Source organism: Aquimarina sp. 433 (genome assembly GCF_054054605.1).
Window position 1 is genome coordinate 20684 of the sequence record NZ_JBSWZK010000002.1, and the last position, 25052, is coordinate 45735.

The window sequence follows — 25052 nt, forward strand, 5'->3', positions numbered from 1 at the left end:
TACATACTTTATAAACCCCTTAATAGATAAATCTATGAAATTAACGAATAACGCATATACAAAACAGATCACATTCATACTATCTGTTTTCGCCATCTTGGTCACTAGTGCTCAAGATATTCACTTTACTTTTGCGAATGCTCAAAACACCATTGATAATGGTGAATATTATTATGAAGCCGATATCATGATCGAAAGTACTGAAGCTTTCAAATTAGGATCTGGACAAATTTATCTAACCTACGATCCTGAAGCTTTTGGAACTAATATTTCTAAAAACAATCGAATAGCATATACATCTGAATCTGGTTACATCTTAGGTGAAAATTATGTGCTTCCTGCATATAGAGGTTTTGTTCAAAACGATAACACAGATAATCGTATATCGTTTACATTTCAACAAGGAGTTAGTGCTGAATCCATTACCAAAGAAAATGTTACCACTACTGCTCAACCTCTATTACATGTAAAATTAAAGTATATAGATGTTACCAAAGATCCAATAGTTGCTTTTGAAGAAGGATCAGTATTTCAGGATCAGTTCTTTACTGCATGCGGAAGTATGCTTAAAACAGGTACCAAGGCAGGATTTCCTGATTGTGCGAACCTACCTGGTGTACAATTGATCAATGACACGTATGATTCTAGCGGTGCTTCCTTGCAAACCTTAAGTGTAGAAGAGCAAGGTATTACAGCAGCTAGTTTGTATCCCAATCCAGCGCAACAATATTTCTTAATACAAGGATTAGGCAATATCGAAACCGATATTCATATTACAGATATCAATGGCAAATTGGTACAAATGCTACCTAGCCATCCACTACAGAACACCATTAATATTTCACAACTACAAACCGGTGTATACTTTGTAAAAATAGACACTCAAAACTCCCAGAAAAGTTACAAGTTAATCAAAGAATAACTAAGAGATAACGCAGGCAACATAGTATCCTTTTATTAGCTGCAGTACTCCGCTTTACCCTTTCCCCATAGCGCAGCTAATAGGGATCTGTTTGCCCAAATTTTAAGCAATTTTCAAAATAGCTAGAACATATTAAACCTATAAAATGATGAAAAAAATTACCTTTTTGATTATATGTTTCCTTCTTACCGCTATGGTTGGTGCGCAGGACATAACATTTACGTTTCAGAATGCCAGAAACACCAATGATGGAACAGATGATTTTTATGAAGCTGATATTTATATTGAATCTTCTACTGATTTTAAGCTAGGATCAGGACAAATTTATTTCACCTACAATACCGCTGCTTTTGGTGAAAATATAGATGGTAGCGGAAATTTTGAATACTTACAACCTGACGGTTCCATTTTAGCAGAAACCTATAGTGGTTTTCCTGCTTACTCGTCTTTTATTGCTAATGATAATACAAATTCTAGAGTATCCGCTTCTTTTCAACAAGGATTAAGTAGTGGTACTATTACTGCAAATAATGTTACCAGTACCCCAAAACATCTATTCAGCATAAAAATTAAGTATGAAGATACCAATGAAGAACCAACAGTTGCTTTCGAAACTGGTGCTGTATTTTTAGATCAGTTCTTTACCGCTTGTGGGCCTGCTACTTTTGGCTTACCTGATTGTACAAACAACCCAGGAGTACAAATTACCAATGATACCTTTGATTCTTCTGAAGCTACTCCTGATACTACCGCGCCAATAATTTCTTTAAACGGTAACGCTGCTGTTACAGTAGAGGCTGCAACTACCTATTCTGATGCAGGAGCTACTGCATTAGATGATAGAAATGGGAATATTACAGCTGATATTGTTACAGTAAACCCAGTAGACACTGCTATTCCTGGAGTATACACCGTGACATACAATGTAAGTGATGCGGCTGGAAACGATGCAGTGGAAGTAACTAGAGAAGTTACTGTAGCAGATACTACTGTTCCTGTAATTAGTTTAACAGGAGATGCGGCAGTAACTGTTGAAGCAGGAAGCACCTATGCTGATGCTGAAGCTACAGCAAGCGACTCTTTGGATGGAGACATCACTGCAGACATTGTTATAGTAAACCCAGTAGATACATCCGTACCAGGAATATATACAGTAACCTATAATGTAAGTGATACAGCTGGAAATGATGCTGTAGAAGTTACTAGAGAAGTAACCGTATCTGATACAACGATCCCAGTGATTAGTTTAACAGGAGATGCAGCTATGACCGTAGAAGCAGGAACTACGTATTCCGATGCGGGTGCTACTGCTTCTGATTCTTTTGATGGAGATATCACCGCAGACATTGTAACTGTAAATCCAGTGAATACTGCCGTGCCAGGAGTATACACGATAACTTATAATGTAAGCGATACAGCTGGAAATAATGCTGTAGCAGTTACTAGAGAAGTAACCGTATCTGATACAACGATCCCAGTGATTAGTTTAACAGGAGATGCGGCAGTGACTGTGGAAGCAGGAACTACGTATTCTGATGCAGGGGCTACTGCTTTTGATTCTTTTGATGGCGATATCACCGCAGATATTGTTATCGTAAATCCAGTTGACACCAATGTTCCAGGAGTATATACAATTACATATAACGTAAATGATGTTGCTGGAAATGATGCAGTACAAGTAACCAGAGAAATAACTGTTTCTGATACAACAATCCCAGTGATTAGTTTAACAGGAGATGTAGCTGTGACTGTTGAAGCAGGAACTACGTATTCTGATGCAGGAGCTACTGCTTTTGATTCTTTGGATGGTGATATCACCGCAGACATTGTAACCCTCAATCCAGTAAATACTGCCGTACCAGGAGTGTACACAGTAACCTATAACGTAAGCGATGCGGCAGGAAATAATGCTTTAGAAGTAACCAGAGAAGTAACCATATCTGATACAACGCTCCCAGTGATTAGTTTAACAGGAGGTGCAACTATAACTGTAGAAGCAGGAACTACGTACTCCGATGCTGGTGCAACGGCTTTTGACTCTTTGGATGGTGATATTACAGCAGATATTGTTACTGTAAATCCAGTGAACACTACTATTCCAGGAGTGTATACTGTTACCTATAATGTAAGTGATGCTGCGGGAAATAATGCTGTAGAAGTTACTAGAGAAGTAACCGTATCTGATACAACAATCCCAATGATTAGTTTAACAGGAGATGTAGCTGTAACTGTAGAAGCAGGAACTACATATTCTGATGCGGGAGCTACTGCTTTTGATTCATTTGATGGTGATATTACAGGAGCTATTGTAACCGTAAATCCAGTGAACACTGCTATTCCAGGAGTGTATACAATTACTTATAACGTAAGTGACGCTACTGGAAATAATGCTGTAGAAGTTACTAGAGAAGTTACAGTAGTAGATACAACCATACCAGTTATTACTCGATTAGGAGCAACAAAAGTAACCGTAGAGATAGGAACAACGTATTCTGATGCAGGAGCTACTGCTTTTGATTCTTTGGATGGTGATATTACCGCAAACATTGTTAGCGTTAATCCAGTAAACACTACTATTCCAGGAGTATATACAATTACTTATAATGTAAGTGACGCTGCAGGTAATGATGCAGTACAAGTAACCAGAGAAGTAACCGTAGTAAATACGTCTGTACCAGTAATAACACTATTAGGTGATGCAACAGTAACTGTAGAAGCAGGAACTACCTATACGGATAAAGGAGCTACAGCATCCGACTCTGTAGATGGAGATATTACGACAGCTATTGTTACCGTAAATCCTGTGAACACAACTGTTCCTGGAGTGTATACCATTACCTATAACGTAACGAATTCTGCTGGAAATTCTGCCACAGAAGTCAGTAGAGAAGTAACTGTTGTAGACACCACCTTACCAATAATTACTTTGATCGGAGATAATCCAATAGAAGTAGCACAAGGAGAAATTTATATAGATGCAGGTGCAACAGCTTTTGACTCTTTGGATGGTGATATTACAGCAGATATTGTTACTGTGAATCCAGTAGACACCTCTGTTGAAGGAACCTATACGATTACTTACAATGTAGTAGATGCAGCAGGAAATACTGCAGCAGAAGTAACTAGAACAGTAAATGTATCTGCCATTCTTAATGTTGAAGAGAATGAAATTGAAAATTTAAAAATATATCCAAATCCAACCTCAGATACATTGTTCATTTCCAGAGAAGTTGAAAAAGTAATTATCTACACGATTACAGGGCAAAAAATCCTAGAAACTAATAACAATAGTATTGAAATGTCATCATATAGATCAGGAGTCTACTTAGTGCATATTTTCACAAACAAAGGAAATACGGTAAAACGAGTTATGAAAAGGTAATATAGCATACAATTACCTGTGCCTATTGCTTATGAAAAAGAGATGTAGTACCTACGCAATAAGCATGGGAAACCAGAAATTAAAAATCTCAGTAGATAAAAACTGATTTAAACGATATACATATGAACATAAAAAAGATTACAACAGATAGGTTGACCATGACCTTACTGGTATTTTACGGATTGATGTTTTACATCATACTACGATTATCTTTTGCTTGATTTGATAATCAAAAAAATTGCTAATTATTGTATAGAGAATTAAGGGGCTTTATATCAATTACAATTAGCAATTCATAACCAAAACTGCCTGAAATAAATTTCAGGCAGTTTTTTATTGTATAACAAAGCTAAAACTTATAGGCTTATCCACTTTATGAGTCACCCAAGATAAAAAACAGGTATTTTTCCCCGATTTTATAACTGCTTTTTTATGTATCTTTAATATAATCATAAGCCAGCTTAATAATGTACACAAGAGATAAGAAACAAGACAGCACATCCTCAGTAAAGAATTCAAAGTCTAAAGCAACTGCTATACAGTTCAAAGATCTTAGACCTGAAGGAGAACATCAAAATACTATAAGTTCCTCTTTGGAGCAAAGTCCTAGAGTGGCAGCACAAAGAAAAAAGATGGATTCCCTACAAAAACCTATACAAAAAAAGGAAAACAACACTGGATTACCTGATAAATTAAAATCAGGAATTGAAAGCCTTTCTGGTATGGATATGAGTGATACCAGAGTACATTATAATTCTTCAAAACCCTCACAATTGCAAGCTCATGCCTATGCGCAGGGCAACCAGATTCATGTAGCTCCAGGACAAGAAAAACATCTCCCTCATGAAGCATGGCATGTGGTACAACAAAAACAAGGACGTGTACAACCGACGATGCAGATGAAAGGAAATGTTAACATTAATAATGATGCAGGATTAGAAAGAGAAGCTGATGTGATGGGAGCCAAAGCCTTACAAATGAAAACTACCAATTCACCTTCATTTAACAATCTTGAAATCAATCCTGTGAAATCAAAACCCATACAGAGATACCAAAAAGTTATACAATGTGCTTGGACTACTGAAAGTGAAGGAACTGCACAAGAAACACTTACAGGAATGGATCAAAAAATCTATACGGTTCCAGTAAACAAAGTATACAATCAGCAAGCTTGGATGGGCACTAAAGAAAAAGGTATGGCAAAAATGATACCAAGAAAATATAACAAGGGAGGAATTCTTCAAGGTATCAAGGCAGATAAGGTTATTAAAAGAGCTGCAGAAATTGCTAAAGGTAAAGTAAATGTATCTCCACCACCTGTAGCATTTAGTACTGGAACTGCCACTGCTGCAAATCCACAAGCAGGAAAGCTAATTTTATTAGATAGTCATCATACAAAGAATGCTGCAATTCTTCTAAGCGGAGCCTCTACCATGCAGGTCCGACATGTAGCAAAACCTGATTTAAAAGGAGCTGATACAATTGCAAATGTTGCCAAATCAAGAAAGGCAATTACTAGCAATATGATTAAAGCAAATAAATTTAATGCCAACGAAGGTAAAATAGCTTATGAAGAGGCAGTCGCAGGTATAGAAGAAATCAAAAAAGAAATGGCTAGTGAATCTTCTTCGGAAGTAGAATTAGCAAGTCCTATGGGTTATAGCAGTACAAAGGACAAATCAGAATTTAATCCCGATTATCCAGGATTAGAATTTAGTTTTTAACCTATAACTTTTTCTTTTTACCTACGCTATGTTGATAGGCTTTAGTGCTTCCCTTTAAAATCTTAAATACAGATTGAAAGAGCATTAAAATTCCATATAGGCTCATACCATGCTTCCAATGCAATACCAAATTGGCAGTATCTTGGTTATATAATTGTTCGAAACCAATGATAATTAATCCTACAGCGATTATTATATTCACATAAGAATTTTCTACAATTCTAGTGACGATCTGCATTATTTTATGAATCATGATGCCGTTGTTTGTACTTGTCCTGCAAAAGTAATAGAAATCGAACCTCCCCACATACAATTACACGTACTACTATCATCTAAAGCTGTTAACTTACCAATACACACATCCGAAACTCCTGGAGACCAAGGCGATACTGTCGCTGGCACACATGGCATTGGTGTTAACACACCCATCGCGGCACTAGTAGCAGCAGCAACAGTAGGATTAGACGGAGATGAGCAAGTACCGAATGACATAATATTTACTAAAGGAGTATAATCCATAATAGTTGCGGCAGGCATATTACTGGTATTTACCATACTGGTAGGAAGTACTGTAAGTGTGGATGGTGCAGATCCAAATGGGCAGGAAATAATAGCTCCGCTACATACTTGATTTGCCATAATTTTAGTTTTAGTTAAAGGTTTTGTTACTTTTTAAATATTCTCTTTTTATCCCAGTCATGATGTTACTTAAATGTACTCTTTTTTCCTTATTTTCTGCAGCTTTTACTGCACAATACCGAACTACATTGATCATTTCTCCACCTGATAATTCATAATCTTTTGCAATTTTATCGAGTACCTCTGCTCCTTCTTCTATTTGAAAATGCTTGCCTATCATCTGTTCCCATAATTGTTTTCGCTCTTTATACTTAGGCTTTGGAAAATCAATAGCCATTTGAAAACGTCTTAAAAATGCTTCATCAATATTGCTTTGCAAATTCGTAGCTAATATCACCAAGCCATCAAAATCTTCTATTCTTTGCAATAAATAAGCAACTTCCTGATTGGCATGTCGATCATTAGATGTATTGGTTTGTGTACGCTTACTAAATAAGGCATCCGCTTCATCAAAAAATAAAATCCAATCTTTGGAAGATGCCTCATCAAAAAGGTTACCTAGATTTTTTTCAGTTTCACCAATGTATTTCGAAACGATCATAGAAAGATCTATTCTATAAACTGATTTATTCGTAGTTTTTCCCAGTAAAGTGGTCGCTAACGTTTTACCAGTTCCAGGAGCTCCATAAAATAATGCTCGATAACCAGGTTTCAATAATGTATTTAGATTCCATTCGTCTAAAATCAATTCGCTATGACGTAACCATTGTTGTATTTCTAGTAATTGATTCATAATTCTCGGTTCTACGATCAAATCTTCCCAATTCAATTTACTGGTAATTAATTGCGCCGGAAATTTAGAGCTATAGGTTGGCATATATTTTTTGTCAGAAATAATCGAAAACAAAACTTCATCTGAAAATTGTAACTTTTCTTGCAACCTAATAGGATAACTATCTGCGTGTAAAATACGATCTTGATATAAGAAATGATCTTTATTGATTTTTTTCATAAAGTTCAATCGGAGTTCTATGTCATCGGCACCACCTACAATAAAACAAGCTGTTTCTAATGTTGGGATAAATCCATAGCGTTTTTCATCTTTAATCCCTCCAAACTCTGAGAATTCTGCATCGATGTTTTTATTCTTAATTAAAAAAACATCTAATGCTTGTGGTTTTATGTAGGGCAGTAATGTAAGAATGAGCACTACTCTTTCTTCAAAACTCATCTCATATTTATGAACCAACTTAAAATACTCATTATCCAAATCATCGATATCAGGTGGAGGAATCTCTCTGACTGAAGTATAGTTACTTTCATTCTTAAAATACAAGGTCAACGCCGTATCTATAATAGCTTCAAGCCATTGAATTTCCTGCTCTAATTTTTTCGCGATGGTATCTTTTATGATGGTCTCCATAATACTTCTAGCATTTTTTTCATCCAGGTTAATTTAAGTTTGGTGATACTCCAAGGAATCTGATCCAACAGCATATCAAACGTTTTTTGCTCTACAGTAAGTACATAACTATCTTCTTCAATAGTCAATCTACCGCCTCTGCATAAAAAGGTTTCTCTTAGTCCTTCTACAGTAGTATTTTTCAAAACACTCCAACTACTAATAATTGCTTTTAATAAACTATTTACCAACTCTTTGTCTTCTGGTAACAGTATTACTTCTTTTGCGATTGGTGTATGAATATCTACACCACAAACAATTTTATTGAGTATCAGTAATTGTTCCTCCTCATACTCCTTTCCGGTAATGGCGTATTGTAAAATATGTATTCCTTTCTGCGTTGCTTCTTCACTTTTAAACTCTTGATTTTCGACAAGTCCTAATCGTTCAAAAAGCAATGCGATATAGGGTCCTAAAATGATGATGCCAGAATTTTCTACATAAATAGCTTCACCCACTTGCTCTTCTTCAAGTTTTTGCCCATCAGTTGATGTTTTTTCTTCTTTGGGAATTATTTCTTTTTCTACTTTTTCAATTTTTTCAAGCTTCTTTTGTACTGATGGCTGCAAGTTTTTATCTACTTCTTTTCGCCATTTAGGAATTACATCAGATATAAACTCTTTATTTTCTTCATAAACAGATTGTATCCATAAGGCACTCCAATCATCAATAGACCAAATTTTATCCTGATTAACAGACAGATAGAGTAGGATTTTATCTGTAAAATTTTTCCAAATTTTTTGATATTGAGACGTAGTGATATGCTTCTTAATTTTTTCTAGCTCTACAATCATTTTACTCCAAGAATCTTGTAATCTATCTTTTGTTAGCTCTTTAATTAAGGTGATCTGTTCTTTTTGATTTAATGTATGTAAAAGCCGTTTTCTAAATTGAGTACGCTTTAAATTGAATCGAATTTCATCTGGTGATCTCTTATATATCTCAATTAGTCTAGGTATGATATCCCTTTTGGGTTGTAAGTTTATTGCAGTATCCCAATCTTTTACTTCATCTAGGGAAGTTACCATCTTTTTTGTATCATTTTGGGAACTATCTAATTTCTTTATTTCTTTTTCTAAAAAGTCGAAAACCAACGCTTCTTTCAGGGAATGATCTTCTCTCATTTGTTCCCATATCCAAATCTTTGTGTTTTCTAGCGGAATAGAGAAAATATCTTCGATCTTTTGCAGCATATATTTCATAAAATCAATCCTATTGTTAGACTGATTTTGTACGATATATGCTAAAATGGAGCTTCGCAACTCAGCTCTAGTTTTTTGAGTTACAAAACCAAGTGAAGAAACTTCATTATCTAATATCTTATTAGTGATTTTAATGATTTTAAAATATTGATTTGTTGCGTTCGAATTCACATACGAAAGTAAATTCAAGTATGTTGATTCTTCCATTAATTGCAAAATGTGTAATGGATTTTTTGCTTTCTTCAACCAACTTACGAATTGAGCTGGCAGCCTTTCTACCATATCTCTTATATATTGTTTTATTTGTACTAAACTAATGCCTTTGCTCCACCAAGGTATTCTTCCTGTTGTAACATAATGCTGTATCAAATCTCTTCGATATGTAATACTCTCTTCTGTTTTAGTATTTTTCCCATCATGCTCATTCCAGCTATCTTCTTCTACTATTTTTTTGATAAATTTTACATCATTTCGGTTTATAATATGCTTTCTTAGTCCTTCTTTCAACTCGGCAGTTGTTACCTTATGCATTTTGGAAAAATCCTCAAATACTTTTCTTAATGCTGCTGTGATATCTTGTCTTTCTGGGCTATATAAAAGTGTATTTAACTGCTTGATCATCTTCTTATACACCGTTTCAGGAATATTGTATTTTGGAGTCTCTTGATCACCCTTGTCAGTAATCAAATTGTCTTTGAGGCTATCTAGTTGTATCTGTGCTTCGGCTACTCCATTATATATATTATTTTGAATCCCTAACCACGCTATAATTTGGAGCGTTTGTACTATGATTTCTTTTATATTTTGCTGCTTTTTAGATAACTCATTTAGTCTATCGACAGTCCATTTGGTGATCTCTTTAACGGTATAGTTCCTACTTTTGTCGCATAGCTCAAGTATATTCGCTGTTAACTTAATAGCATCTTCCTGATGAATGTTCTTTTTAAGAAATAAGAAATACTGCTGCAGATTATTTTCTTTCTTATTATTGAATTTTAAATATATCTTTTCTGCAACCTCTTTCTCCTTACCCTTTAGATCGCCAATTATTTCTTGTGCATCTACTACTGATATCCCAGGTAATACTATTTCAGACACCCATCGATTAATACTTTCTTTTGCTAGCTGATTTACATCGTTTTGCACATATTCTAAAACCGTAATAAATTCATTGTCGATAGCTCCTAATTTTGCTGTTTGAAATAGAAATTCTTCCCATAAAATTCCTGGATTACTTTGTAAACTGATGTATGTTCTTAAAACAATATTTCCTTTATTTTTTTTTAGTGTATCCAATACTAAGGAAGTATTCGAAATGGTTTTGGCCGTTTTAAGAATACGCTCGTTGATGTCGATAAGTTTGCCAATTACATCATTTTTTGATTGTTGCATCATAGTGTACAACACCTCATTAGAGAATCGTTGTATGAGCAAATTTGCATTGGATTTATTTTGGATAAAGGAATCCAAAAAATCCTGAAATTCTGACGAATGTTGAGTAATGTATTTCGTCAGTATTTTATGAAAGTGTTCTGTAGAATCTATAGCAACTTCAGCCGGCAATGAATTGTACGTAATATAATATTGAAGTAATTCTGTAAAATTCTGATATCTATTTTCTAAGAATCTTTCTTTTACATTTTTATGTACAACAGGTTCTTTTTGTTTTTCTTCTTTTTGAAGTACTGTGAGTAATTTTTCGAATTCGGGAACCCAAAAACGCTGCTTTTCTTGATTCTGAACTCCATGAATCAGAGTATATAACAATTTTTGATAGGTTACTCTATACTTTTGAGCAATCTTATAAATAAGCAGTTTCAAAAAGTTTTTCCTATTATAGAAACCACTGGATTCTACAAAAATATACGCCAACGTAATTTCCCAAGTAGCACTTCTAAAATTTACAGAGTTTGTTTCTACCAATTGCTCTCGTTTCTGCTTTTCAATAAGGTTTTGCCGGTACTTATTAATATATTCTCCTTCATGTCCTGTAACCCCAATTACAATCTCTTCAAGAAATGTATCTTCCATCTGTGTAATTAGACGCTTACGGATAGCTTCTTTTTTTCCTATTGTTTTTAATAACTGTATCGTTTGATCTCTGTGATTACTTAAGAGTTCTTTTACAAGTTCTTCTGGTTTTTGAGAAGCACTTGCATTCCAATTTACATATCCATTTTTTAAAAAGAATTCTAGCTGTTCTATCTTTTTGTCGTATAACTGAATCCGCTTTCCTGTTTTTAATGTTCCATTCTCAAAAACATTATTTTTAAGAAAAGTTGAAAGTGCTTCTTCTACCTTGTAAACAATTTCTTTCTCAAAATTGTTGGGAGAAATGGTTCCTAGATCCAATAAAACTTCGTCAAATTGATCTAAATATTCTTCTTTACTATATTGGTCCATCACCTTCTGCAATACGAAATTGACTTGATATCCTTGCACATGACTGATCTTATTCTGATATACGTATGCATCGGATTCGTCATCTAATATGATCTCATAACATTGACGCTTTATGATATGTGATTGTATCTTTTTCAAAATTCATTTCGTTGCTGTTCCAGCTCTTGCAACATGGTAACTAATTGATATGCCTGGTATATTGTATTTTTATTTGTTTTAAAATCATTTAATGTCTCTAGCCATTTAAAGTAGTACACTTCAAAGAGATCCATTGTTTCGTAATCCAACCAATGTACTTCGGTTCCTAAGTAAATTGGACTTTGCTCATAAACAGTATTTTCGAACATCATCTTAAAACTTTCGTTTTGAAATCTTACGGGCCAGTTTGGTAATAGGATGCTCTGCTTAAAAGAAAAGAAATCTTCTGATACCGGATTTTCTTCATAATACACATAACATTTTATAACATCTGATAATTCCTCCTTCGATATAGTGATCCCATTACTTTTTAACTTTTCGATAGTTTTCTGGTATTCTTCGACAGTATCAAAAAGGTCTTGAGATATAGCTAATAGCTCGCCATCCTTGCTAAAAATCTTCAATCGATAACAGCCTTCAAACTCTTCCATTTTATAGGATAGCTTATCAGAAGTTATCCCTTGTACTAGTTTGGTTATGGTTTGATTTCTATGGTAACAAGAAGTTAGTTTTACATGTTGAATTCTTAGTGAAACTCCTATAAATGAAGTTAGATCAGCCATAAAACCAAAATGATCTTGATGATATGGCGGTAATAGTAATAAATGTTCTACAGCAAAGAAACCTTCACTTTTGGTATTTATCGTAACTAGATGTTCTATTGTTTTTTTTATTACACTTTCCGCTTCACTCTTAGAATCGGAAATATGAGCTATGTTAGATTTCTCTGTATTTCTATGATAAAAAACATAGTATTTATCCTTTTGCTTCTTATCCTTTTTTATTGAATAATTCTGCTGTAAAACTCCTTTCTTCAAAACTTCAGTAAGAATGCTTCGTTCACTTCCCACGAAATGCATCACCTTATGTAGATCTTCATGAACCTCTTTGATCTCAATATTTTCAACAATTTCAATAGTAATATCCTGAAAGGGTGTATGAATATCAATTTCTTTCAGAATAACACTTACCTCTATTTCTTTTGGATGGATACCAATTTCAAAATCCTTAATTACTTTAGTTAAAGAACGTATGCGATACTCACTAATTCCCGTAAGCATTGCAATTTTTCGAAATAAACCAGGAATAAATTGCTCATTAGTTGCATCAAACTTGTTCTCCGAAAGTTCTAAGTAATTAAATGATCTGGCTCTTGTATATCCTATTTGGTCGTACGAAGCGATGAAATTCCTCTTTAAAGCAAGTGCTTTTTTTTCGAAATGTTCTGAAGTCAATGCTTCTCCATAACTATTACTATTAATTTTTCGCAAAGAATATGTTTTAAATTCTTCGCTATATCTAGCTAATAAAGAATCTGCAATTTGATCATATCTACCAATAGCATCGGTATCAAAATTTGTATTTATATTTTCAAGAAAAGATTTCCAATACGAGGTTACATCCATATTTTCATTGGTAGAATTTTGAGGTGTAATCAAATCCCAAAGCTCTGCTACATCTGGTAATTCTTTTGTAAAATAGGATGCTCCTGCTTCGCCTTGCACATTATAGAGCGTATATATATTCCTTAATTGACTTAAAAAATTTATCATCAATTGGTCCAGTGGCATCAAATAGGATTGTAGCTGTTTTACCTGAGCTTTTCGTAGTAATGTTGCCCTATTACTGATTCCCATATCTCCAATTCCGTACAGTAAAGGAAATTGTTTCCTAATAGGATAATATGTGTCTATTTCTTGATATGTCCCATTGGGAATTGGAAGATCATTTAATGAATTGGAAGCTGCTTTAAAACTTCCAAAATCTAAGGCTTCAATAAATGAAAGTTGTTTTTTGGTTTCATCAAGATCTGGTTTAAAATATACTCCCGAATTTTCAAAGATTAAGTTTTCATTCGTTTCTGGAAATAAAACTACTGGGGCAGTATTTGCAGAAACTTTAAATCGATTTTTTATAGGGATCTTCTTTTTATTTTTATCCTCATATACCAATCTAAAATTTTGGATTCCTTGTATTCCTTTAATTTTTGATATAATTTTAATAATATCTGAAATCAAGATCTCATCCAGCGGTTCTTTTAAATCCTCATCTAATATGAACCCATTTTCTAAGCTTGGACCATTAAATATTTCATTTACGTCCATACCTTTTTCCTGAAGCCGCCATAAAGGATAATAATTAACTTCTGGAGTAAGATAATCATTAACCTCATTTAATATAGTAGCTAACACTTCTTCTCCGTCCGTATCTTCTATAAGTGATATTTGCAATTCCATTTGCAAAAACAGCGGTTCATATACCTCTACTTTATAAAGGCTTTCGCATAGATTACGATGCTGGTGATAGAGCGCTGTTACTTCTTTGATAATCCTTTGGTTTTCCTCCAATTCTTCTGACGGCTCTTGCTGATATGTGTATTTTTCAACATATACATAAAGCAACCCCTTTAATGAATTATCGCTAGAAAAACCTGTATTCATAGGATGGATCCATATGTTTTTTACATTCTCAATCTGATCTATCCATAATTTTCGGTAATCATTAAACGTAATAGGATCTGTGGTTAAAATATCCGATGCTACAAATAATCCATTATCACCCGATTGTAATTCCTGATCTTCTTTTTGAAGCAAAAGATCTTGTATTGGAAATTCTGTTTTATGCAATAATTCGGTAAGTGCATAAGAGATATTTTCTAAGATAGTAACACCTGGATCATGTTCGTTATAATCTGTCCATATAGATCCGCTAAGTTTCTGAAGAATTTCTAATCCTTCGAGATGTAATTCTTCATAAACACCCGTTCCCTTTTTCTTTTTATCTATGTATCCTTTCTTATTCACTATTTAGAAATCTAATTTCTTAATCAAAAAGTTCTAACATCGATGTATCCCATAATTTGGAAACATGAAACTTAATTTTTTTACCAGTTCCGTAATTGGATCTTGTTTTGAGTTGAAGTTTGTAGTTATAGGTACTCCCGGTAAAACGGATAGCGATTTTATTCCAGAACCATCCATAATGTGCTTGTGTTTTTCGGATTTTATGCTTCGATCTCCCAAAAGTACTGATCGCAATTGCATGCAACAGAGCATATTTTCCTGCTTTTTCTTTACCTACTTGTGCTACAATTTCAAAAGCTACTAAACCATCTAAGCCTTTAATAATATCATGCCATTCTCCATCCGCAGGAACACTATCAATAATATAAGTTCCTATTCTGGATTTCATTCCTAATGTTCCATTTACTTCGAAAGTGGTTCTCGGTTCTGTAGTTTGTACTCCTATAGAACCTGTTTTCTTAAAATGGAGCGCGTTTGTAGCTTCTTTATCTGATATTGGAGTAACAAATGACAGTCCTTTGTCTCCTTCCTGGTTTAAATCTATACTCCATTGCGGTAACTCATCTTCAACATTCTCATAAAAACTAATAACACTATCTGATTCTTTTCCTTGGGGCGCTAATATGAGTCCGTCTTCTACACTTTTAGAAATTCCATCATCAATCTTATTAATCATAGAATCAATAAGACTGGCAAAATTACTTTCTTTCGGTCTGGCGCCTGCACTAAATAATGACTTCAGGCTTTTTCTGTTTAATAATTTTATTTTCATGTGTTTATACTATTCTTTTAGAGGTCACATGGAATTCACCATTAATCATTTTGCTGTGCATCAAAATTGTTGCTATGGCTTGTTTCACTTCAATCTTATTTTAACTTCTTTATATCTTTTCGATATTATTTGACAGTATTCATATCTTAAATGTCAGTACGGTATCTATATCTTTCTCTAAAGGTTTTTTTACCATATTTTCTTTAGTCACTTCTATCTTTTCAACTGGTTTGTTTTCACTGGAAATTTCTTTTTTTTCTGAATTATCTCCTTCGATTATATAATCAATTCCAACCTGTAAGTTTAATTGTTCTCTATCTGATGGTTCCTGATCACTTTCTTCGATATCTGCGTTAGAGTTGATATGATGTTTCGCTACAGGCGCTAAAATCGAAGAAGGCTTTGTAGGACGAATGATTTCTCCTGGCTCATATACTTTTAAGGTAAAATCATTCATGTCTTCTTTAATAATGTGTTCTATATTTAGATATTCAACTTCTTGTATATAAGGTAAATTCTCGATGTAACTCACCAGCATTCTGGGTTCTACAGCATCTCCAATTCCCTCGATATTGCTATTTTGAGTTGGTAAAGGACACAGATAATCGCTAATCGTTTCGTTTAGTTGATGAATATAGTAGCCGCCATTATCATCCTCATAAAAGGAGACACTGCAATTGACCAATAACCATTCTACTTCAGGATTTTGAACATTAATTTGTATAAAGGAATTGGACTTTTTCTGTAATAACTGCGCGATTTGAAACAATTCATTTCCATTAAAATAATGATGACTTTCTTTTTGCCATTTGGAGCTCAAAACAATCAATCTTACGCAACCGGCTTTAGGTCTAAAATTATCATCCAGATTGGTACACTTTACAGCAATTACCTCATGAAAATATTGCAAGGTCAATCGTTCGTAATCCCAAAGTGTCACTGCTCTATCTTTATGGCGTATCCGTTCACTTACTTCAGAATATAGCATATCTTCCGTTCCTGGCAGCTTTCCTCCATAAGATGGTGCAGGTTGAAGAACTTGTTTAAGACTAGGTATTTTAGTAGTGGTTTTCGCTATTGAAAAAGCTGGGATTTGCTTTCCTGCAATACCCAAACTTTTAGAGATGCAAGTAGCAGTCACCGCATTTGTATACACTCCATTTAACTTTGGATATGTATAGGCTTTAGTTCTAGCGACACAACGAATTGTAAAAACTTGATCTTTTTTAATATCCAGATGTTCCGGGATCCTCAATTCAATGATCCCAGATTTTGTCAGTTGATTTGTACTATCCGAGATAATATATTTTTTAGCAAGTGTTACCCAATTTCCAGTTTCTTCAAATTGAAATAAAATATTATTATGTTCAGAAACAGAAGCTGAAGTTTGATTTTGTAAATCAAAAAACATAGAAAAACTTTCTCCTCTGCTCAATCCAGTTAATCCGATATAGAAATATCCTTCATTTTTATAATCAGCAAATAACGTATTCTTATATACTTTACTATCACTCACCACTTTTTGAACACCAAAAGGTGTAATATGTAAAAAATCTCCTGCTACTGCCTCAGCATTATCATTGTCAGAAAAAGAATTATTAAAATAGATTATATCCTTAGCCTTATAGTCTAGGGACATTGCTTTTACCTTTGGTACAAACGGCTTATTGGGCAACGGTAACATCGTTTGATTAATAGCATTATATGCTGCAATTCTCGTATAGTTTTTTTGATACAATTCTTGCCCAAAAGCATAGTTCGGAGATAATAGGGTTAATTTAATAAATCCACTTTGGGAGTGTACAGTAAACTTCAAAGGATTCTGCAAACGATAATCTCTTGAAAACTCAAAAGGACCAAGGTTTTCTAAAGAGAATGTTCTCGAAGAATCTAATAGGGTACTTTCGTATCCTTCGGGAGTTCTGCAATCTTCAGTAGTAAACAGTTTTTCTTTTTGTTCGACATCTCCTTCTCTTGGAAACCAATACCCATTGGATAATGCTTGTATTTTTACTTCGAAAGAATCATTTGTAAACTCTTCTTCATATTCTTGATAATAGGTTTCAAAACCTCCAAAATACTGTGGGACTGTTTCCCAATCTATATGAATATCTAATTGGGTAAGTTCTTTTTTAAAAAGTTCACTTTTTCCAATCATTATATAGCCTCCTTGTCCAGGAAGTGGCCCGAAAAGATCAAATGATTTAGTTAAAGGCATCTTGCCTATATTATTATAAATCGAAAGGTTTTTAATCTCCTTGACCTCAACTTCTAGACGAACATCTTCTAAGACTACACTTTTAAAAAAAGAATATGCATATATAGGAGCATACTCATCTAATTCGACCTTAATCATCGGCCAAACGGAGTGCTCTTTTTCTAAAGGTAAGGCTGTGATTGGAGGAGCCGTATTGCGTAGTGTAAAATGTAATCGAAAAGAATTCGAAGCTCTTTCATAAGAAGCATCATATAAAGAAACTTGCTCCCATCCTTTTACGGAGGTATACGAAATGGTAAATGCTGTTTCAAAAATTCTATTAAAAATGATATCTATGGGTAATCCTTCATTTATGACCATTTGATCCAATAACTTCCAAAAAATTGCTTCTGCAGCATTTTTTTCTAGAGTACAGGTAAGCGTTATCTCTCTATGCCCTTCTTCTAAAAATAGCACAGGAGAACCAATCATAAATCCTATATTAGTTATTGTTTTGGATGCTATTTTAGAATTTACTAAGGTATCCTGATCACCACCAAACAAAGCCCAACTATCTGCGACCATATTCTTTTTGCCTTGCTCAATCAATTGGTTTTTAATCACACCAGAAATCATAGGAGCATCTGTCCCTGATTTTATAAAAGAGCTTTTATTGAAAAAAAGCGTTTCTAAAGAATGAATTCTGATAGGATCAAGCAACAATGTTTTATCGGTTTCAAAAAGTACTTCTTTTTTACTTTCAAATAATTTACCAGCTGATAACTTGGTACCCTCTGGAATTAAAATAGTGCTTGCCTGTGGAACAATCTCAAAACAAACCACTGTCTTGGTTGGAATTGCTTTACTAACTGTTTGCTGAAGGATCTCTTTATAATAAAAATCAAGGTGTCGCTTAGATAATCCATTGAGGTGATTTTGTAACTTTCTATATAAAATAATAAACGTGATGTACATTGCATTATTCGGCAGGTGATTATCTCGTTTGAAAACAGATTTTCGTAAATATTTTTGAGTAAAGTTTTGAATATGGTAAACAGTTTTTTTGAATGTTTCTACAATTTCAGCAAGGTCAATATGCTTTTTTTTAGGAGGTGGCGGCTTTGAATACATCGCTACAGCTTCTGAAAAAGACTCCGGTTCTAGATGTTCCTCTTCCATGTTCTTTTGATATTCTGATGCATCCCTTTTTTGATAATCTAACACATCGGTTAGTATATTCCCGATTTTATTGGCTAATCGCTCCTCGTTGAAATCGATCAAATTACTTTTCCATTGCTGGATCTTTGCATACCATTTAAAGATAAGTTGTAAGGTTTTGGTATCATCCTCTTGAACCTTTAGATTATTTATTGGTTCTTGAATCATAGTTACCATATAAATGATAGGGTCTGCTTCTACCAGTGCTTTCCAATTACCATCTATTTGGTTTTCTGTATTGTAATAATTTATATGTTCCAAATAAGACGTAAGATATCCTAGCAGGTCTTCAAAGGACCGGTTATCTATTTTAAAATCCTGACGAATCAGTTGTTCATTTCTTCTCTGATGTTGTAGGGTTCCCTTTCGTCTTTCGATCATTAATTTTTAATACTTATAAATGGTTCTATACATTAAGAATGGTCATCAATAGATTTTGATAAATCTTCTGGATTCGAAGCTTTCCTTTTATACAATCGAGGTATATCAGTTCCTTCAATTTTATAATATGGAAACACCATATTAAATCTGGTATTTGTCAAAGGAATCATATAATCCAGATGTATTTTAACAACTCCATCCAGATAATCAGATTCATCAAGATTAATCTTAATAAGTTTGATTCTAGGCTCAAATTTTATAATAGCAGTCCTTAGCATTTCCTTGATCAAATGAACTCTAGAATTTGAAATTGATTCAAACAAATAGCTATAGATATCTGTACCATATTTGGGGAGCATCATTCTCTCTCCAATGGAGGTATTTAGTAAAATATGTAATGACTGTTCGATATCTTTTTCATAAGACACCATATCAACTCCCAACTCTTTTTCTTTATGAAATGTTGGCGGAAAACTCCATCCTGTTCCTAAAAATGATGTTTTGTATTTCACATGTTTATATTTTAGTCATTAATTTAAGTTTACCATTGAGCCACTGATATTCGTTTCTGCACTGCTACTGATATCACATCCACTATTACCACTCATAGAAACGGATTGATCTGCCGAGATAGAAATAGATCCTCCACTTACAGACACATCATTATCTGCGCTTATGGTTATGGATGATCCTTGTATCGTAAGATCGTCCGCTGCTTTTATGGTCATGCTAGATTGACTTTCTACAGTAATTCCATCTCCATTCATCTGAATTTGATTGCTATTTTGATCCGTAATGGTAATTCCCTCATCCTGATCACTAATTACTATGGTATTATTATTGGGTGTTACCATTGTCATGACAATATTTTCATCATCAAACTGTATCTGAAGTTGGCTTTTTGTCATCAGCATTTTGATATAATTATTAGCATCTGCAATATCAACAGGTGGTGGTAATGCTGTACTGTATACACTTCCTAGGATGATTGGAAATCGAGGATCGTTATTCATAAAACCAAGAATTACTTCATCTCCAACTTCTGGATAAAAGAAAGCCCCAATTCCATTACTCGCATAAAATGTAGACATTCTTGCCCAAGCTGTAGCCGTGTCATCATCCAATAATGGGATTTGAACCTCAACTCTATATTCTCCTCCCTCATCCTCGTAAATTTGTTTTACAACACCGGTTTGCAATCCTCTAACTCCTTGTAACAAACCTGAAGCTTCGGGAGCCGTAGTATTATTTTTTTGAGTGAACCAATCCACCGATAATCCTATTTTTACTTCGGTATGCCATTGTCCATCTTCTATAGTATGCGTTACCCCAGAAATAAAGGCATTTCCATTAAAGCGATCCCCAAGACCTTGTAATTGAATCAAACTATTCACTTTTGCCAAAGCAGACCCCTGAAATACAATCGTACCACTAAATCGTGATAATCTAGATTTTAATAATGCTGCATCTGCCCAAGCTTGTACAGAATCAGAAGTTATCGGTACGGATGTATTCAAAACATTAGTTACCGATAACACATCGCCTAAGGTTAATCCAGAAAGATTTCCTTGCTCATTAACTGTTGGTTCACTCGCGGTAACATTGGTTAATGCTTGATTATCCATATCCCATGAATTCCCTTCAACAGAAGAATACTGACTTACGGCATCAATCTGCGCATCTAATTCTATGATATCATATCCAAACTGTAGGCTTAACTCTGGATCACTACTCACATCGGGAGTGTCTACAGTTAAGGTTCCACTATCCGTATATACGATCATTCCATTGACTTCTGCTCTACTAACTATAAAATCCCAATCAGTTGCATAGAATTGTACTACTTCTTCATGGATTGCCGTAGACGCTGTTACAGCGTTACTAAAACTATAATTTCCTGCAATTTGCTCAATAATGTCACTATCAGTACTATCTAAAAACACCGCATTTTTTCGACCTACTGTGGATGTAATTACCGCATCCTTACAAGTAACCAACAATTGTGATCCTGAACCATCGACTTTTATACTTTGTTTTGTTACAATTCCTTTAAAAACACTCGTATTTGTGGATTCATACCCTAAACTAATTTCAATTTCGGCACCTGGCGCAAAAGTATCCGCACTGGTTATTTCAAAATCTTGGGTAGCTGTATTTCCATCTAAAATGGTGATCTCAGCTTCTGCAATTTTATTAACTTCTTGAGTTGTTTTAATATCTAATATCTGATATGTATCGGGAATATCCGAACCTCCTGAAGTAATGGTAAAGGTTACCAAATGATTTCCTTCTACTATTGGTGAACTAGCCATAGGGGTATTTATTTAATTGGTGGTAAGTATATTTTTGTTCCTGGTGTGATGTCTCGAAAATTAAGAATGTTGTTATACTTTGCTACATCAAGATAATAGCTGCTATCACCATATGTTCTAAAACAAATAAGTGGTAGTGTATCTCCATCTTTCACCTCTATCAAGTGTGTAAGATCAGGAGATTGATTATTTGCTTCTTTAGAAATTAGTTCTGCATCCACAGCTTCTTCAAAAGACACACTTAACTTTGCTCGCAATGGTGTACCATCGCTTTGGAAAAAAGTATACGATATACTCAAAGAAGTAAGCTTACACTTAAAAACCAGTGTACCCCAGGAAACAATGAGATAATTAGGTTCATGAATATCTCCATTGTATGTAAAACAAACATCTTTAAACGTTTGAATTTGATCATCGACAGGAACCTGTGAGTCTAATAAATTTTCAGTACTTACAGCTCCAGTAGCATCAAAATAAATATCAAATGATATTTTTTCGGGAGCTGTTCCTTTAAATTTTAAAGTAGTCCCTGGCGCTCCTTGTGATACTGTATTGTTATAAGAAATACTATGTTCATGAGTATAGGATGCAGGATTTATCTGAACCGTACAATTAGAAATTCCCGATCCAGAATATTCATTATCAGAATATGCTATTATTTCCATCAAATCCTTTGACATCTATCGCTCCTTATTTTTTTCCAATTGTTTTTTAATTTCTTTTTTACATATCGAGGTGATCGATTTACGGATCTCATTCATATCCAAGTTGTCAGAAGATTTATTTGTGGCTTCTTCGACTTTGACTTTAATTACTAATTCTCTAATTTCTATTGGCATATTATATAACTAAAGAATAATCATATGTAAGTTCCAGCGTCTCAATCACAATCTCGTTATTCATAGAGTTTAATGGTGAAAATTCCCATTTTACAGGCCATGCATTCACAAAACTCCAATTCTTAACAGGTGTTGAGTTTTCATTCATAAGACTTACGATTACTGTTTGTTTGATAATAGTAGTAGACAAACCACCAGCTAGTATTGCTTCGCACCATAATGACAATGCAGAAACGCTGGTGGTCAATCCACGTTTAAGTACCAGGTTTTGATATTTTGCTCCAGTGGGAACTCTATGTTTAAAGCGGTTTTCTCCACCTTCTGCAATTTCTTCGACTCCCATTTCCATACTCATACCAGACACCTCTTTAAAAGAGGTATCTAATACTCCAAATTCTAACGGAAATGTGAGTCTGAAATAAAAACCAGTAATTGGATAATCACTCATAATTATCCATTAGCAATCGTTAATCCCTCATGGGCTAATTCCAAAGTTTCTACAGCCACTTCGCTAGCATCAGATTTAAGATCTGTAGCTGTAATTTTTGTAGGCCAAGCATTCGTAAGCGTCCAAGTCATCGTTGGTGCACCTGTTTGATCTAACAACTGAATTACTACTGTTTCTCTTTTGATAGTATTCATTTTTATAGAATCATACCATTTCCAGAAATTGTTGTCTTTTACAAAAACACCTTTCTTTAGAGTAACATTACCCGCTTTTGCGATACCTGGCATTTTAATAGTACTAAATGTCTTACTATCTCCATGTCTGTATTCTACTACTTGTGTTTCTGTCTCTAATCCTGAAACTTCCTGAAAAGAGGCCGTGCTATCTTGTGAACCCAAATTTACCGTGAAATAAAATTTAGTTAACGGCCAAATTGCACCTTGTGCTGATCCATCATCTGCCATAATTGTATATTTTAAGAGTTAATTTTTATTAATTAAATTCCCTGATTATTAGGGGATACTTGTTTCGAAATTATCTATCCTTTTTGCATTTCTTGTTGGAACGTAATTTCTATGAATTCAGCTGGATGCGAAACTGCTACTTTTACAGCGACAATCATTTTTCCGTTCAGAATATCATCTCCAGTCATAGTGCTTCCTAATCCAACAGATACAGAAAAGGCGTCTGCAGGTTTCGGTCCTACCAGACCACCTTGATTCCATAATCCTGTTAAGAAATTACTGATCATACTTTTTACAGCTACCCATGTTACTGCATCATTAGGTGCAAACACGTAAGCACTTGCTGCTTCTTTTACCGACTGTTCGATATATATTAAAGTTCTTCTTACGTTGATATAGCGCCAATCATTAGAATTACCGTCTAAGGTTCTTGCTCCCCAAACCAACACTCCTTTACCAGGAAAAGCTCTAATTGCACAAACAGATTTACCATCTAATGGCATATTTAGATCCTCCTGAGCTTGGTGATCCACTTTTACCGCTGGAGCTATTACTCCTTGTACGCCAACATTTGCAGGAGCGATCCACACACCTTCATTGTTATCGACAGTTGTATATATACCAGCGATTGCTGCACTTGGTGGCATCAAGTTTAATTTCTCTAACATGTGTTTTAACAACAACTTATAAGAAGCACTTAAGTTTTTTAATACTCCATCAGCCTTTTCTTGTGTTATGCCATCTGCTGCAGGTTTTGCTGCAAACAAAGCATTAATGTATTTGTTAATAGGATTAGGTGTTGATGCTTTTGTTTTCGGGTCTGTAATAGCAGGAAACTCGGCCTGTAGCATTGTTTTTACTACATTATAACTAGCTACCGCTATATTTTTATAAGATATATCCGTTAATTGATTTACCGTAGTGTGCAACCAAGGATAATATGCTGCTGCATAACTATTGAATTTTGCTATGGTAGGTTCTACCGCATTTCTAAAACCTTCGACACTCGTAGTTCCTACCAAAGGCTCACTATATCCGCCTGGAATATCTAATATCGCTACTCGACTTGCTAATTCACCACAGTGATTAATCAGTTCTCCTTGTAAGGTGTAGCATAATGCGTATTTTTTTGCAAGATCTGTTTCTGTAGTATCTTTTAGTTCTACTGCATCTGGAATCACGATCATTGTTGGCTCTGTTTCCTTAGATAACACTTGTAATGCATCTTCAAAAGGTTTGGTAGAAGCCAGTCCAGTAAGTGTATAATCATATCCTCCTGTAGAAACGATATAACATGTTCCGCCTCCATTTTCATAGAAGAAACGTACAGCACTATACAATCTGTAATTTACAGTAGTTGTATTTAATGCATATCCATTACTTCCGATAAGGAAATCAGGTGTGGATGCAGCTGCTGCAGGCGCCGCAGTTCCGGCATCCGTTGATTTCTTTTTTGGATCTGCTTTAGCATCTGCTTTAGCATCTGCAGCAGGTTTTGACGGAGTCTCAGCAATTGCTGAAACACTAAATTGAATTTGCGGAGGTTTACTTCCAAAAACCGCATTAAACTCTGCTAATGAAGTTATTTTAACCGCCTTATTTACTAAATCTTTACCATTATAATTGGTTTGTGCCGTAAATCCGATAAAAGCTGGAATCGCTGTGGGTACGGGAACAACCGCATTTCCAAAGGCATCCAATTCCTGGATATAAACCCCTGGTGTTTTCATTGCTGTTACTGCCAT

Annotated in this window: 17 protein-coding genes; 3 read left to right on the forward strand and 14 right to left on the reverse strand. The window is 34.5% G+C overall.

The window, feature by feature from the left end; all coding sequences use genetic code 11:
* Positions 1 to 34: 34 nt before the first annotated feature.
* From ACWNT5_RS04285 to ACWNT5_RS04295, 3 genes are all read left to right on the forward strand, one after another.
* Complete coding sequence (locus ACWNT5_RS04285; RefSeq protein ID WP_456516709.1) at positions 35 to 922, forward strand: T9SS type A sorting domain-containing protein; 888 nt, start codon at positions 35 to 37, stop codon at positions 920 to 922.
* Between the two features lie 145 nt (positions 923 to 1067).
* Positions 1068 to 4304, forward strand: a complete 3237-nt coding sequence (locus ACWNT5_RS04290; RefSeq protein ID WP_456516710.1) for a beta strand repeat-containing protein — start codon at positions 1068 to 1070, stop codon at positions 4302 to 4304.
* A 467-nt stretch (positions 4305 to 4771) separates the two neighbouring features.
* Positions 4772 to 6028 carry an eCIS core domain-containing protein gene (locus ACWNT5_RS04295; protein ID WP_456516711.1) on the forward strand — a complete coding sequence of 419 codons (1257 nt, stop codon included), beginning with the start codon at positions 4772 to 4774 and terminating at the stop codon, positions 6026 to 6028.
* A gap of 1 nt (position 6029) precedes the next feature.
* Here ACWNT5_RS04295 and ACWNT5_RS04300 read toward each other — a convergent pair whose 3' ends face one another.
* From ACWNT5_RS04300 to ACWNT5_RS04365, 14 genes are all read right to left on the reverse strand, one after another.
* Positions 6030 to 6281, reverse strand: a complete 252-nt coding sequence (locus ACWNT5_RS04300; protein WP_456516712.1) for a hypothetical protein — start codon at positions 6279 to 6281, stop codon at positions 6030 to 6032.
* Positions 6278 to 6667 (reverse strand): DUF4280 domain-containing protein, encoded by a 390-nt coding sequence (locus ACWNT5_RS04305; RefSeq protein ID WP_343909652.1) that lies wholly within the window; start codon positions 6665 to 6667, stop codon positions 6278 to 6280. Before ACWNT5_RS04305 ends, ACWNT5_RS04300 begins: the two co-directional genes overlap by 4 nt.
* 10 nt (positions 6668 to 6677) lie before the next feature.
* Complete coding sequence (locus ACWNT5_RS04310) at positions 6678 to 8030, reverse strand: ATP-binding protein (RefSeq protein WP_456516713.1); 1353 nt, start codon at positions 8028 to 8030, stop codon at positions 6678 to 6680.
* Positions 8015 to 11812, reverse strand: coding sequence for a contractile injection system tape measure protein (locus ACWNT5_RS04315; RefSeq protein ID WP_456516714.1), 3798 nt, complete (start codon positions 11810 to 11812; stop codon positions 8015 to 8017). Before ACWNT5_RS04315 ends, ACWNT5_RS04310 begins: the two co-directional genes overlap by 16 nt.
* Positions 11809 to 14676 (reverse strand): hypothetical protein, encoded by a 2868-nt coding sequence (locus tag ACWNT5_RS04320; protein WP_456516715.1) that lies wholly within the window; start codon positions 14674 to 14676, stop codon positions 11809 to 11811. Before ACWNT5_RS04320 ends, ACWNT5_RS04315 begins: the two co-directional genes overlap by 4 nt.
* A gap of 19 nt (positions 14677 to 14695) precedes the next feature.
* Entirely contained in the window at positions 14696 to 15448 is a 753-nt protein-coding gene (locus ACWNT5_RS04325; protein ID WP_456516716.1) for a hypothetical protein, read from the reverse strand.
* A gap of 139 nt (positions 15449 to 15587) precedes the next feature.
* Positions 15588 to 19244: a hypothetical protein gene (locus tag ACWNT5_RS04330; RefSeq protein ID WP_456516717.1), complete on the reverse strand. Its 3657-nt coding sequence runs from the start codon at positions 19242 to 19244 to the stop codon at positions 15588 to 15590.
* 32 nt (positions 19245 to 19276) lie between these two features.
* Positions 19277 to 19756, reverse strand: coding sequence for a GPW/gp25 family protein (locus ACWNT5_RS04335; protein ID WP_456516718.1), 480 nt, complete (start codon positions 19754 to 19756; stop codon positions 19277 to 19279).
* Between the two features lie 18 nt (positions 19757 to 19774).
* The gene (vgrG, locus tag ACWNT5_RS04340) at positions 19775 to 21556 is read right to left on the reverse strand and encodes a type VI secretion system tip protein VgrG (RefSeq protein WP_456516719.1); all 1782 of its coding nucleotides are present in this window, start codon (positions 21554 to 21556) and stop codon (positions 19775 to 19777) included.
* An 8-nt stretch (positions 21557 to 21564) separates the two neighbouring features.
* The gene (locus ACWNT5_RS04345) at positions 21565 to 22236 is read right to left on the reverse strand and encodes a CIS tube protein (protein ID WP_299605405.1); all 672 of its coding nucleotides are present in this window, start codon (positions 22234 to 22236) and stop codon (positions 21565 to 21567) included.
* On the reverse strand, positions 22237 to 22395 hold the full coding sequence (locus tag ACWNT5_RS04350; protein ID WP_366141451.1) for a DUF5908 family protein: 159 nt from the start codon (positions 22393 to 22395) through the stop codon (positions 22237 to 22239).
* 1 nt (position 22396) lies between these two features.
* On the reverse strand, positions 22397 to 22843 hold the full coding sequence (locus ACWNT5_RS04355) for a phage tail protein (protein WP_299605403.1): 447 nt from the start codon (positions 22841 to 22843) through the stop codon (positions 22397 to 22399).
* A gap of 2 nt (positions 22844 to 22845) precedes the next feature.
* Entirely contained in the window at positions 22846 to 23307 is a 462-nt protein-coding gene (locus ACWNT5_RS04360) for a phage tail protein (protein WP_299605401.1), read from the reverse strand.
* Between the two features lie 74 nt (positions 23308 to 23381).
* A complete protein-coding gene (locus tag ACWNT5_RS04365; RefSeq protein WP_299605398.1) occupies positions 23382 to 25052 on the reverse strand; it encodes a phage tail sheath family protein in 1671 nt (556 codons plus the stop codon).

Excerpts from the sequence above, each read along its gene's own strand:
- ACWNT5_RS04285 (WP_456516709.1), top strand. The coding sequence starts at position 35 with ATGAAATTAACGAATAACGCATATACAAAACAGATCACATTCATACTA.
- ACWNT5_RS04290 (WP_456516710.1), top strand. The coding sequence starts at position 1,068 with ATGATGAAAAAAATTACCTTTTTGATTATATGTTTCCTTCTTACCGCT.
- ACWNT5_RS04295 (WP_456516711.1), top strand. The coding sequence starts at position 4,772 with ATGTACACAAGAGATAAGAAACAAGACAGCACATCCTCAGTAAAGAAT.
- ACWNT5_RS04300 (WP_456516712.1), bottom strand. The coding sequence starts at position 6,281 with ATGATTCATAAAATAATGCAGATCGTCACTAGAATTGTAGAAAATTCT.
- ACWNT5_RS04305 (WP_343909652.1), bottom strand. The coding sequence starts at position 6,667 with ATGGCAAATCAAGTATGTAGCGGAGCTATTATTTCCTGCCCATTTGGA.
- ACWNT5_RS04310 (WP_456516713.1), bottom strand. The coding sequence starts at position 8,030 with ATGGAGACCATCATAAAAGATACCATCGCGAAAAAATTAGAGCAGGAA.
- ACWNT5_RS04325 (WP_456516716.1), bottom strand. The coding sequence starts at position 15,448 with ATGAAAATAAAATTATTAAACAGAAAAAGCCTGAAGTCATTATTTAGT.
- ACWNT5_RS04330 (WP_456516717.1), bottom strand. The coding sequence starts at position 19,244 with ATGATCGAAAGACGAAAGGGAACCCTACAACATCAGAGAAGAAATGAA.
- vgrG (WP_456516719.1), bottom strand. The coding sequence starts at position 21,556 with ATGGCTAGTTCACCAATAGTAGAAGGAAATCATTTGGTAACCTTTACC.
- ACWNT5_RS04345 (WP_299605405.1), bottom strand. The coding sequence starts at position 22,236 with ATGTCAAAGGATTTGATGGAAATAATAGCATATTCTGATAATGAATAT.
- ACWNT5_RS04350 (WP_366141451.1), bottom strand. The coding sequence starts at position 22,395 with ATGCCAATAGAAATTAGAGAATTAGTAATTAAAGTCAAAGTCGAAGAA.
- ACWNT5_RS04355 (WP_299605403.1), bottom strand. The coding sequence starts at position 22,843 with ATGAGTGATTATCCAATTACTGGTTTTTATTTCAGACTCACATTTCCG.
- ACWNT5_RS04360 (WP_299605401.1), bottom strand. The coding sequence starts at position 23,307 with ATGGCAGATGATGGATCAGCACAAGGTGCAATTTGGCCGTTAACTAAA.
- ACWNT5_RS04365 (WP_299605398.1), bottom strand. The coding sequence starts at position 25,052 with ATGGCAGTAACAGCAATGAAAACACCAGGGGTTTATATCCAGGAATTG.